This window comes from Mesorhizobium comanense (assembly GCF_005503535.1).
Classification (GTDB): domain Bacteria; phylum Pseudomonadota; class Alphaproteobacteria; order Rhizobiales; family Rhizobiaceae; genus Mesorhizobium; species Mesorhizobium comanense.
This window is the reverse complement of sequence record NZ_SCNN01000001.1, coordinates 277580-289397: the sequence shown is the minus strand read 5'-3', so window position 1 is coordinate 289397 and position 11818 is coordinate 277580. Positions and strand designations below refer to the sequence as shown.

The window sequence follows — 11818 nt, the reverse complement described above, 5'->3', positions numbered from 1 at the left end:
CGCCAGGCGCGCAAAGCCTCATCGCCGCCCGAGGAACCGAGCGTCGGTCACGTGCTGATGCCGGCCGGACCTCTGTCCGGCCGGTTGGTCCAAGTGAGCTATTCCGCGGCCAGCGATGCCGCCTGATCGGCGCCTTCCAGTTCGCGGACGAGCGGAATGACGTGCTTGCCGAAATACTCCACCTCTTCCTGGAAGTGCAGGAAGCCGAGCAGGATGAGATCGGCGCCGGCGCGCTTCAGGTCGACGATGCGTTCGGCGACCTGCCTCGGCGTGCCGATCAGGTTCGAACGGAAACCGTCATTGTACTGGACGAGATCGTCGAAGGAGGATTTCGCCCAGTTGCCCTCACCCTCCGGTGAAGCCTTGCCGGCGTTCTTGACCTCGTGGCCAAAAGCGTTGACCGCTTCGGGATTGGCCTTGACGATGATTTCGGCCAGCACCGCCTTCGCCTCTTCCTCGGTCTCGCGAACGATGGCAAAGGCGTTGACGCCGACCTTGACCGAATGGTTGTTGGCCTTGGCTTTCGCCCTGATATCGTCGACCTGCTTGGCGATCTCGGCCGGTGTATTGCCGTTGGTGAAGTACCAGTCCGAAACGCGCGATGCCATGTCGCGCGCGGCGCGCGACGAGCCGCCCTGGAAGATCTCGGGCACCTGCGGCGGCTTCGGCTTCAGCGAATATTGGTTGAAGCGGTAGAAATCGCCGCGGAAGGTGAAGCTGTCTTCGGTCCAGATTCCGCGCAGTGCGCGGATGAATTCCTCCGAGCGGCGGTAGCGCTCGTCATGGTCTAGCCAATGCTCGCCGATGGCGTGGAACTCGCCACGGAACCAGCCGGAGACGAGGTTGATGGCGACGCGGCCATTGGTCAGGTAGCTGATCGTGGCGAGCTGCTTGGCTGCCAGCGCCGGATTCCAGGGGCCGGGCAGGATGGCCGCGATCACCTTGAGCGTTGTGGTAGCCGCCAGCAGGTCGTGGCTGAACGCCACCGATTCATGCTGTTCGTCGGCGCCGTAGCCGGCGGTGAAACGGATCTGGCTCAGCGCATAGTCGAAGCCGGCCTTCTCGGCGATCTGCGCCAGCTTGCGATTGTACTCGGCCGAATGATTGGTGCGCTGTTCGATGTTGGAAATCACGAGGCCACCCGAAACATTGGGCACCCAGTAGGCGAACTTGACTGCGTCGGTTCCTGCGTGTGCCATGAACTGTCTCCCATTCAGGCCTGTCGTTGATCGCTCCGGCAGGGCCGGATTTCGCCACTATTTATTATGTCTACTGATTATATATACAAAGTAGGATTTTCCGTTTTTGAGGCATGCGCGGGACAGAAATACCAATTTTACCCGGCCAAACCGGCGTCCACGTGTCAGCGTGCGGCCGGGGCTTCCGCGCTCACGGAGCTTATTGACGGAAAGGTGCCGAGCAGCTTTGCGATCCCGGATGCAACCGCCTGGGCATGGCGCGCGACCTCCGGCAGGCCCATGAGCTCGCCAAAGGTACCCCGCGCCAGCGGACCGGCGACGAAAAGCCCGGCAACAATGGCGTCATCCCGGCCAATGGCCCGGCTGTCGAGACTGGTCGCGATGCCAAGCCCGTATGCGTCGAGCCTGATCAGGCCAGCCTCGGCCAGCGAGCGCAGCGCCGGATTGGACTGGAGCGCCTGGCCATGGGCCGGGCCGGTGGTGTTGATGACAGCATCGAAACGCGCGGTCTCGATCCGTGTCTGGCCGCGCCGCTGGAAGCCGACCGCAAGGCTGTCACCCTCGTCGTTCGACGCGACAAGCCTGGCGGCGATGGTGTCGAATGTCCCGGCCGCCTGGCGCCGGTCGAGCACGGCAGCGACCTGCGGCGCGATTCTGAAGCGACGCACATCCCAGAAGACCCGCAGCTGCCGCACCAGCCTCGCTCGCTCGCCTGCGGGAAGCGCGCCCCAAAGCACCGGCCCTTGCAGGCGCAGCTGGTCGAAGACGGACTGCCAGTTGACACGGGCATCGCGCGCCGCGGCCAGCGTGGTGCGAATATCCCTGAGCAAGCCGAGCGCCGTCGTCGCGGGCGCCGAGGCGAAATCGCCGAAAGGCTCGCCCCTGACATCAGGATGGCCACGCGAGCGCAGTCCCCGGCGCGACAGCGCGAGGATGCGGCCGCGATGGCCACGGCGGTCGAGTTCGGCCACCATGTCGGCCGAAGTCAGGCCGGAGCCGACGATCAGCACCGATGCCTCGGGCCCGATGCGGGTGAGCGCAGACGGCGCATAGGGGTCGGCGATGAAGCCCGGCGCTTCCGCCAGTGAGGCAAGCGCCGAAGGGATCGCTGGCGCGGGATGCGTCGCGGCGAGGACGACGATGTCGGCTGCGACGGGCCCGGCAGAGGTCTGCACAGTCCAGCCCGTGCCCTTTGCTTCCCGGACAATCCCTGTGGCCTGCCCCTTGATGTGGCGCACAGCGCCGGCTTCGATATGGGGCGCCAGATGCTCGCCGACGTAGCGGCCGAAGACGCGCCGACGTGGAAACACATCACCGTTCTTCCACAGCGCATCCGGGTCGCCTTCGAGCTCGCCGCTGCCGTCCAGCCAGCGCGCGAAATGCTGCGCATCATCCGGAACCATGCTCATCCTGACGGCCGGCACGTTGACGCGATGCGATGGCTCCTGGCTGGAATAGGCAAGGCCGCCGCCAAGCGCGGGGCGCGGTTCGATCACCGAAATCTCGAGCCGCTCCGGCTTATGCGCCCGCGCCAGATGCCAGGCCACGGCAGCACCGGAAAAGCCGCCGCCAATAATGGCGACGCTGAGCCGGCGGCCCGGAAGAAGCGCGTTCACGAGGCGCTGGCGAGCGACTTTGGCCCCAGTGATTTGGGCCGATGGTCGCCGGCGATGGTCTCGCCGAACGGCCCGGTGTTGACGGACGATCCCGCCGATTTGACCGGATGGTCGGTCGGCAGTCTCGGCAGCACCAGTTCGCCGAAGCGGTAGGCTTCCTCCAGATGCGGGTAGCCGGACAGGATGAAGGTATCGATGCCGAGACGGCGATATTCGTCGATACGCTCGGCAATCGTGTCGGGGTCGCCGACGAGCGCGGTTCCGGCGCCGCCGCGCACGAGGCCGACGCCGGCCCACAGGTTGGGCGCGATCTCGAGCTTGTCGCGGCTGCCGCCATGCAGCGCGCTCATCCGCGCCTGGCCGACCGAATCCATGCGCGCAAAGACTTTCTGCGCCGAAGCGATGGTCGCGTCGTCCAGCCGGCTGATCAGACTGTCGGCGGCGGCCCAGGCCTGCTCTGTGGTCTCGCGGGCGATGACATGCAGGCGGATGCCGAAGGAGAGTTTGCGACCGGCCTTATCGGCCAGTTCGCGCACGGCGTCGAGCTTGCGTCCGACATCGGCCGGCGGTTCGCCCCAGGTCAGGTACTTGTCGATTTCCTGCGCCGCTACCACCGATCCGGCTTCCGACGAGCCGCCGAAGTAGAGCGGAGGATAGGGCGTCTGCACCGGCGGAAACAGCAGCCGGCCATCCTCGATCTGGAAATGCTTGCCATGGTGCTCGACCGTCTCGCCGCTCAGCACGCGCTTGTAGATTTGCAGGAATTCCTGCGTCACCTCGTAGCGCTCGGCATGCGACAGGAAGATGCCGTCGCCCTTGTTCTCCAGTGGGTCGCCGCCGGTGACGACGTTGATCAGCAGGCGTCCGTTGGAGATGCGGTCGAGCGTGGCGGTCATGCGGGCGGCAAGCGTCGGCGATTGCAAACCGGGCCGCACGGCGACGAGGAAGCGCAAGCGCTCGGTCAGCGGCGCCAGCGCCGAGGCGATCACCCAGGAATCCTCACAGGCGCGGCCGGTCGGCAAAAGCACGCCATAGTAGCCCAGCGTGTCGGCCGCCTTCGCCACCTGCGTCAGATAGGGCAGGTCGACGGCCCTGCCGCCTTCGGTCGTGCCGAGATAGCGGCTGTCGCCATGCGTCGGCAGGAACCAGAGAACCTTGATGCGATCGGGAACGTCGCGGCTCATGCGCGGCCTCCCATGGTGCAGCAAGGGGCCGTGCCTGACGGAGTTGAGAGCGGGCGCAGAGTGGCGGGCATGGCGGAGTCCTGTCCTGGAAAACCAGATCGCCAGCGCACTTTGCTTATTCTACAAATTCTGTAGAGTTAGTTTATTCCAAATCCGGCGCCGAAATTGGAAAATCTCTCCTCGGGCCAACGTCGGTTTCCGGGCGCATGCGAGATGCAGGCGGCCAGGTCCAGGCAATGGCCGGCCCGGCGCTGTGCCGGGCCGGCCTCGATTGATCAGAACGCCGGCTCGACCGAGTTGACATTGTCCTTGGTGACGACGGTCAGCGGGATCGGCAACCGGTCCTTGACCTCCTTGCCGTCGATGATCTCGGCCATGGTGTTGATGGCCAGGCGGCCGTCCTCGACCGGCGACTGGACGATGGTCGAATACATCTCGTTGGTGCGGATCGATTCGAACGCATCCTTCTGGCCATTGATACCGACGATCGGCGGTGCCGCCTTGGAGGGGTTGGCTTCCTTCCAGGCATCGATGAAGCCGCGCGCCATGGTGTCGTCATTGGCATAGACGCCGCTGATCTGGTCGCCGAAGCGGGTGATCAGGTCGCGGCTGACCACCAGCGCCTTCTGCTGGTCGAAATCGGCGTTGACGGTGTCCAGCACCTTGATGTCGGCGTTGGTTTCCTTCAGGCGATCGGTGAAGCCGGTGACGCGGCCGATCGTCGTGCCATTGCCGGCCTGGCCGGCGATGATGACGACGGAGCCCTTGCCGCCCAGCGCCTTGCTGAGCGAATCCGCCGCCAGCTTGCCTTCCTCGTAGACATCGGGTCCGGTGAAGGACTTGATGAACGGCTTGGCGTCATCGCTCATCGGCGAGTTGATGAGGATCGCCGGGATGTTGGCCTGCTGCGCGCGGGCGAGGCCCGGTATGTAGGCCTGTGGGTCCAGCGGCCACAGGATGATTCCGTCTACCTTGCGCGCCACGCAGGTGTTCAACTGCTCGGTGCCCTTCTGCACGTCGAAGTCCTGGCTGAGGCTGAGTATCTCGATACCGAGTTCCTTGGCGCGGGCCTCGAGTGCCTTGTTGGCCGGCGTCGCATAGGCATGCGAATCCGCCGCCGTCACGTAGCAGACCGTCTTGGCGCTGGCCCAGCCTGTCGATGCCAGCAGCGCCACGGCGGCGATCTGGAGCATGGTTTTCCTGCCAATCATATCTTTCCTCCCAATCATGTGGTTCCTCCTTGAGTGATTGGATTGTCGCTGATGAGCGCGGGGCGCGTGCCCGATGCTCTTCCCTTGGTGGTAACGGCCCGATCGAGCACGACGAGCAGGATCAGGATGAGCCCCGATACGACCTGCTGGACGTATGCGGGAACGGACTGGAACTCCATTGCGATGGTCAGCGAGCCGATGGTCAGCACGCCACCCAGCGTGCCGAGCGCGGATCCCCTGCCGCCTTCGAGGCGGGTTCCGCCGACGACGACCGCGGCAATGACGGCGACCGTCAGTTCCGAGCCGAAGACGGGCGAACCGGTGTTGGTGACGAGGCTCTGAAGAACCCCCGCCAGGCCGGCGAGCGTGCCGGCAAAGACAAAGCCGAAAAAGACGATGCGGTCGGACGCGATGCCGCTTTCCTTGGCGGCCGCTGGATTGGAGCCGACGGCAAAGACGTTGCGGCCCGGAATGGTGCGTGTCAGCCAGACATGCAGCAGCACGATGAGCACGATGAACAGCGCGCTGCGGATGGTGAAGATGTCGAGATACGTCTTGGCCAGCGCCAGCGAGAGCATGATGTCGGTGCCCGACACCGGCTGGCTGTTGGTGATCCAGTGCGCGAGCGAACGGAAGATCAGCATCGTCGCCAGCGTCAGCACGAGCGAATTCACCTTCAGCCCGACGACCAGCGCTCCGTTGATGGCGCCGGCGACGGTACCGACGAGGATGCCGACGATGGCGGCGGGCAGGATGCCGATCTCGCGCTGCAGGATGACCGAGATGATCCCGGCCAGCGCGAACACGGCGCCGCCGGAGAGGTCGATCTGGCCCGCGATCAGCAACACCGTCAGGCCGATGGCGATCAGGCCGATCGTCGCCGCGCGGTCGAGACCGAGACCGAGGGTCGAGGCGGAGAAGTAGCCCGGGACCACGAGCGCGGAAATGATCAGCGTCAGGCCGAGGATGATGACGACCCGGTGCTGCGAGGCAAGCGAGAGGAACCGCATCATGCCACTCCCCGCTTGCGCAACGCCGCATCCATGCCGACCGCGCCGACGATCAGTATGCCCAGGACAAAGCCCTGGATCGGCGTGCGCACGCCGTCGAGCACCATGACGTTGGTGAGCAGCTGCACGAAGATCAGTCCCGCGATCGCCCTTGGCACCGAGCCGAAGCCGCCGATGATGGAGACGCCGCCGACAACCACGGCGGTGATGGCGCTGAATTCGTAGCCGGCGCCGATCAGCGGCCGCGCGCTCTGCAGCGTCAGCCCGAGCAGGCCGCCGCTGATGCCGGCGGTGAGCGCCGTGATGACAAAGGCTCCGGCCTTGACGGCCTGCACCGGAACCGCGCTGGCCTCGGCGGCGCTGTAGTTGCCGCCGGTGGCGAGCGTCCATCTGCCCCAGAAGGAGCGCGAGAGGACGAAATGGCCGATGAGGGCGATAACCAGGAAGATCAACACCACGACCGGAATGCCGAACAGGCGTCCCTTGGCGAACTCGGCCGAGGCCGGATTGCTGCCATAGACGATGACGCCGCCGACCGCCGCCTGGACGATGCCCAGGCCGATCGTGCCGATGCCGAGCGTGGCGATGATGGGATTGATGCCGACATAGCCGACCAGCACGCCGTTCAGCAGGCCGATCAATCCGGCAAGGCCGACCGCCAGCACGAAGGCGGGCAGCGGCCCGATCATCGGCTGCAGCCCGAGCGACAGGATGGCCCCGCAGGCAATCGTCGCCGGCACCGACAGATCGGCCAGGCCGCCGACGACCAACACGAAGGTCATGCCGACCACGACGATGCCGACGATGGACATGGAGGTCAGCACGTTGAGCAGATTGCCCGACGTGAAGAAGGCGGGACTGACGACAGAACCGTAGAGCACCACGGCAAGGATGGCGAACGCCAATCCGGCCTTCGACAAGGCGTCGACAAGCTTGCTGCCGCGCGTAAAACGGTCGGGGTTGACGCTGATCTCCATGGCCGCGTCGCTCACGCCGCTTCCTCCCCGGTCGCCAGGGCCATGATGCGCTCTTCGCTGAGTTCGCCGCGCGTGAGCGGTTCGGAGGCCCGCCCATCGCGCATCACCACGACGCGGTCGCAGACGCCTAGGATCTCGGGAAGTTCAGAGGAGATCATCACCACCGCCATGCCGCCGGCAACGAGCTGGCCGATGATGTTGTGGATCTCGGCCTTGGCGCCGACGTCGACGCCGCGCGTCGGCTCGTCGAGGATCAGCGCCGAGGGCCTGGCGGCGAGCCATTTGGCAATGACGGCCTTCTGCTGGTTGCCGCCGGAAAGGAGACTGATGCGCCGTTCGCCATCGGGCGGAGAAATGGAAAACTGCTTCACGTAGTCCGCTGCCAGCACGCGGTCGGCGCCGCGCCGGATGCGCCCGAAACGGCTGAGGCGACGCAGAATGGGCAGGCTGATGTTTTCCCGGATCGACATGCCGGGCACGATGCCGTCGCCCTTGCGGTCCTCCGGCACATAGGCGATGCCGGCCTTCACCGCTTCGGACGGCGACTTGATCGAAACCTGGCGGCCATTGACGCTGACAGTGCCTTCGACCAGCCGCGACAGGCCGAAGATGGCGCGCGCGACTTCGGTGCGGCCCGCGCCGACGAGGCCCGTCAGGCCCAGGATCTCGCCCGCGCGCACATCGAAGCTGACATTGTGGAAACGCGTGCCGTCGCTGATGCGCTCGACGCGCAGCACGGACTTGCCGATCTCGGCCGGACTCTTCGGAAAGACGTTCGAGACCTCGCGGCCGACCATCAGCCGGATCATTTGCGCGGCGGTTATGCCTTCGATCGGACGCGTCTCGATCATCGAGCCGTCGCGCAGCACGGTCACTTCGTCGGCGATCTCGAGCACTTCCTTCAGCCGGTGGCTGATGTAGATGATGGCGATGCCGTCATCGCGCATCTTGCGCAGGATCCGGAACAGCGCCGCCGTCTCATGCTCGCTCAGGCTCGATGTGGGCTCATCGAGGACGATGATGCGAGGCTGCGCGGCATAGGCCTTGGCGATCTCGACGAGTTGCTGCTGGCTGATCGACAAATTGCCCAGCCGTTCGCGCGGGTTGATCCCTGCGCCGAGTTCGTCAAGGACGGCGGCGGCCTTCCTGACCATCTCGCCCTTGCGCAAAAAGGTCCATTTGCCGGGCATGCGGCCGAGATAGACGTTCTCCGCCACGGTCAGGTCCGGAACCAGATTGATTTCCTGATGCACCATGCGGATGCCGAGCGCCTGGGCGTCGGCGGGCCGGCGCATGCGCACGTCGGTGCCGCCGACCTTGATCGTGCCGCTGGTCGGCGCGTAGGAGCCGTTGAGCACTTTCATCAGCGTCGACTTGCCGGCGCCATTCTCGCCAACGACCGCGTGGACGGTGCCGAATTTCACGGCGAAGTTGACGTTGGACAGAGCCTTCACGCCCGGAAAAATCTTGCTGATGCCTCGCATGTCCAAGGCGCAGTCGGCGACGGCAGTCATGTCTGGCTAGGTTCCTCCCTGGCAGGCTATTCCGCTGTCCTTGGCATCGGAATTCTGTATTATTTTAGTATAACAACCAATCGGAGCGCGATCCGTCTTCGGTCCGAATGCATGCCTCTCGGCATGCGGTTCGGTTGAAGCCTTGACGGACTGACCGAATTCCCACTGCAGATTTCGGACTATTGCACTAATATAACAGTTCTGGCAAGCTGGATTCAGCGACCTGGGGAACCCGCTCCATCGCCGACGGACACCGCCGCTCGCCTTGGGTGCATTGCGATTTACATTCTAATATAATCTGATCATTTCTGGTGAACGAAGCTACGGATTTGCCATGGACCTGGACCCTTCGACCCTCAATCGGGCTCTGCCGCTGCGCGATCAGATCTATCAGAAGATCCGCAACCTGATCGTCGTCGGGCAGATGAAGCCGGGAGAAGTGATCAACGAGGTGGCGATCGCCGAAGCCCTCGGCGTCTCGCGCACGCCGGTGCGCGAAGCGGTCAAGCGCATCAGCGACGAGGGCCTGGTCAAGATCCTGGCACAGACCGGCACCTATGTCGCGCCGATCAGCCGCGCCGACCTAGAAGAAGCCTATGTCATCAGGCGGGCATTGGAGATGGAAAGCGCGCGGCGCGCGGCGGTCAAGCTGACGCCGCCGGCTGCCGAACTGCTGGAGGACAATATGGGGGCGCACAAGCTTGCCATATCGCGCGGCCGGTATGCGACGGCGATCCAGCTCGACGATGTCTTTCATCGGACCATCGCCGAAATCTGCGGGCTGCCGATGATCTGGCGCGCCGTCGACATCTCCAAGGCGCAGATGGATCGCGGCCGTTACCTTGCCATCCCCAAGCCCGGCTATGGCGAACAGACGATCGAGCAGCATGAGGCCATTCTCGACGCGCTCAAGCGCCATGACGCCGAGGGCGCCGCGCAAGCGATGGAGCAGCACCTCGAAACATCCTTCCGCAACACGCTCGAAGTCGCCGCCGATCTTCTCGGCTGAGGCTGGGCGACAACCGGAACGATCAGCACATGCGCAGAATGGGACTTTGCATCGGCCTGAAGACGGAATCGATCGCGCAATACAAGCGCGTCCATGCCGAGGTCTGGCCGGAGGTGCTTGATGTCATCAGCCGCGCCAACATCCGCAACTATTCGATTTTCCTGCGCGAGCCTGAAAACCTGCTCTTCGCCTATTGGGAATATCACGGCGACGATTTTGCCGCCGACGCGGCACGGATGGGCGAATCCGCCGCCATGCGCAAATGGTGGGATTTGTGCGACCCCATGCAACTGCCGCTGACAACGCGCGCCGATGGCGAATGGTGGGCCGCCATGGAAGAAATCTTCCATCTCGACTGACCGCGACCTGGTCATGCAGGGTCGTCTGCCGCGGCGGACGTGCGGTTTCCGCCGCGATTGACCCGGATGCCGCGTCGACAGCGGCAGGCACGAGATTCGCCTGCCAACCTTCCAACCCGCCAACGGCCTGGCGCAATCCCGCTCCGCTTGACCACTGACATTCTATTATATTAGTATTCTAAATCATCTTTTGCCTCGACGACGTCAAGGCTTTTCAGAGTTTGGGTATGACGCGCTTCATCCAGCTTTCGCAGGCCGACAACATTCTTCTCGCGGTCGATCCGCTGAAAGCCGGCGACAAGGCCGGTGACGTCGAAGCGAGGGTGCGCATCCCGCGCGGCCACAAGATGGCCCTGCGCGACATCGCTTCGGACGAGCCGATCGTGAAATACGGCCAGACGATCGGTTTCGCGCGCGAACCGATCGTGGCCGGCGACTGGGTGCACGAGCACAATGTATATCTGCGCAATTTCGAGCGCGATTATGTGTTCGGCACCAACGCCAGGAACACGCCTGTTCTGCCCGAGGCCGAGCGCGCGACGTTCATGGGTTACAAGAGGCCAAGCGGCAAGATCGGCACCCGCAACTTCATCGCCGTGCTGACCTCGGTGAATTGCTCGGCCAGCGTCGCCCGCTTCATCGTCGAAGAGGTCAACCGGTCCGGCATCCTGCGCGACTACCCCAATGTCGACGGCGCCATCGCGCTCGTCCACGGCACCGGATGCGGCATCGACACCAAGGGGCCAGCCTACGATCTCTTGAAGCGCACGCAATGGGGGTTTGCCACCAACCCCAATGTCGGCGGCGTGCTGATGGTCGGGCTCGGCTGCGAGGCGTTCCAGATCCCGCGCTGGATGCAGTCCTACAACATCGAGGAAAGCACCACTTTCCGCACCATGACGATCCAGGAGACCGGCGGCACACGAAAGACCGTCGAGGCGGGCGTCAAGGCGGTGCTCGACATGCTGCCGGTCGTCAATGCCGCGGAGCGGACGCCGCAGCCGGCTTCCGAACTGGTGCTGGCGCTGCAATGCGGCGGATCGGACGGCTATTCCGGCATCAGCGCCAATCCGGCGCTCGGCGCGGCGGTGGACCTGCTGGTCGCGCAAGGCGGCACGGCAGTGCTTTCGGAAACGCCCGAGATCTATGGCGCGGAGCATCTGCTGACCCTGCGTGCCGAGAACCGCGAGGTCGGCGAGAAGCTGATCGAGCGCATCCGCTGGTGGGAGGACTATACCGCCCGGCACGACATGGAGATGAACAACAATCCGTCTCCCGGCAACAAGCTGGGCGGGCTGACCACCATCCTGGAGAAATCGCTCGGCGCCTCCGCCAAGGGTGGCACGACCAATCTGCGCGCTGTGCTGGAATACGCCGAACCGATCAACGAGCGCGGCCTCGTCTTCATGGACACGCCCGGCTACGACCCGGTTTCGGCGACCGGACAGGTCGCCGGCGGCGCCAACATATTGTGCTTCACCACCGGGCGCGGCTCGGCCTTCGGCTGCAAGCCGACGCCCTCGATCAAGCTCGCCTCCAACTCCTTCATCTTCGAGCAGATGCGCGACGACATGGACATCAATTGCGGCGACATCCTCGACGGCGTGACGCTGGCCGATAAGGGCGAGGAGATCTTCGCCGAGATCCTGCGCGTGGCGTCTGGTGGGCGCACCAGATCGGAAGCGCTCGGCTATGGCGACAACGAGTTCGTGCCCTGGAGCCTCGGCGCGACGATGTGA

10 protein-coding genes are annotated in these 11818 nt (G+C 64.6%); 3 read left to right on the top strand and 7 right to left on the bottom strand.

The features are described 5' to 3' along the window. Nucleotides 1-98: 98 nt before the first annotated feature. The 7 genes from sfnG to FFS37_RS01365 form a co-directional block, all read right to left on the bottom strand. A complete protein-coding gene (gene sfnG / locus FFS37_RS01395; protein ID WP_137929137.1) occupies nt 99-1199 on the bottom strand; it encodes a dimethylsulfone monooxygenase SfnG in 1101 nt (366 codons plus the stop codon). A gap of 164 nt (nt 1200-1363) precedes the next feature. Beyond that, on the bottom strand, nt 1364-2815 hold the full coding sequence (locus FFS37_RS01390) for an FAD/NAD(P)-binding protein (protein WP_137929136.1): 1452 nt from the start codon (nt 2813-2815) through the stop codon (nt 1364-1366). Further along, complete coding sequence (gene ssuD / locus FFS37_RS01385) at nt 2812-3999, bottom strand: FMNH2-dependent alkanesulfonate monooxygenase (RefSeq protein WP_137929135.1); 1188 nt, start codon at nt 3997-3999, stop codon at nt 2812-2814. Before ssuD ends, FFS37_RS01390 begins: the two co-directional genes overlap by 4 nt. A gap of 275 nt (nt 4000-4274) precedes the next feature. Next, nucleotides 4275-5210: a sugar ABC transporter substrate-binding protein gene (locus FFS37_RS01380; protein WP_137929134.1), complete on the bottom strand. Its 936-nt coding sequence runs from the start codon at nt 5208-5210 to the stop codon at nt 4275-4277. 14 nt (nt 5211-5224) lie between these two features. Beyond that, nucleotides 5225-6223, bottom strand: coding sequence for an ABC transporter permease (locus FFS37_RS01375; RefSeq protein ID WP_232375549.1), 999 nt, complete (start codon nt 6221-6223; stop codon nt 5225-5227). Further along, nucleotides 6220-7212 (bottom strand): ABC transporter permease, encoded by a 993-nt coding sequence (locus FFS37_RS01370; RefSeq protein ID WP_232375548.1) that lies wholly within the window; start codon nt 7210-7212, stop codon nt 6220-6222. Before FFS37_RS01370 ends, FFS37_RS01375 begins: the two co-directional genes overlap by 4 nt. Continuing rightward, a complete protein-coding gene (locus tag FFS37_RS01365; RefSeq protein ID WP_137929133.1) occupies nt 7209-8711 on the bottom strand; it encodes a sugar ABC transporter ATP-binding protein in 1503 nt (500 codons plus the stop codon). The genes FFS37_RS01370 and FFS37_RS01365 overlap by 4 nt, the downstream gene beginning before the upstream one ends. A 334-nt stretch (nt 8712-9045) precedes the next feature. Here FFS37_RS01365 and FFS37_RS01360 point away from each other — a divergent pair, with 334 nt between their 5' ends. From FFS37_RS01360 to FFS37_RS01350, 3 genes are all read left to right on the top strand, one after another. Continuing rightward, nucleotides 9046-9720: a GntR family transcriptional regulator gene (locus tag FFS37_RS01360; protein WP_137929132.1), complete on the top strand. Its 675-nt coding sequence runs from the start codon at nt 9046-9048 to the stop codon at nt 9718-9720. A gap of 29 nt (nt 9721-9749) precedes the next feature. Then, on the top strand, nt 9750-10079 hold the full coding sequence (locus FFS37_RS01355) for an L-rhamnose mutarotase (protein WP_137929131.1): 330 nt from the start codon (nt 9750-9752) through the stop codon (nt 10077-10079). Nucleotides 10080-10306: 227 nt separating this feature from the next. Further along, nucleotides 10307-11818, top strand: coding sequence for a UxaA family hydrolase (locus FFS37_RS01350; RefSeq protein WP_137929130.1), 1512 nt, complete (start codon nt 10307-10309; stop codon nt 11816-11818).

Coding starts and splice junctions, on each gene's coding strand:
- ssuD (WP_137929135.1), bottom strand. CDS start 3,999: ATGAGCCGCGACGTTCCCGATCGCATCAAGGTTCTCTGGTTCCTGCCG.
- FFS37_RS01355 (WP_137929131.1), top strand. CDS start 9,750: ATGCGCAGAATGGGACTTTGCATCGGCCTGAAGACGGAATCGATCGCG.
- FFS37_RS01380 (WP_137929134.1), bottom strand. CDS start 5,210: ATGATTGGCAGGAAAACCATGCTCCAGATCGCCGCCGTGGCGCTGCTG.
- FFS37_RS01365 (WP_137929133.1), bottom strand. CDS start 8,711: ATGACTGCCGTCGCCGACTGCGCCTTGGACATGCGAGGCATCAGCAAG.
- FFS37_RS01350 (WP_137929130.1), top strand. CDS start 10,307: ATGACGCGCTTCATCCAGCTTTCGCAGGCCGACAACATTCTTCTCGCG.
- FFS37_RS01375 (WP_232375549.1), bottom strand. CDS start 6,223: ATGATGCGGTTCCTCTCGCTTGCCTCGCAGCACCGGGTCGTCATCATC.
- sfnG (WP_137929137.1), bottom strand. CDS start 1,199: ATGGCACACGCAGGAACCGACGCAGTCAAGTTCGCCTACTGGGTGCCC.
- FFS37_RS01360 (WP_137929132.1), top strand. CDS start 9,046: ATGGACCTGGACCCTTCGACCCTCAATCGGGCTCTGCCGCTGCGCGAT.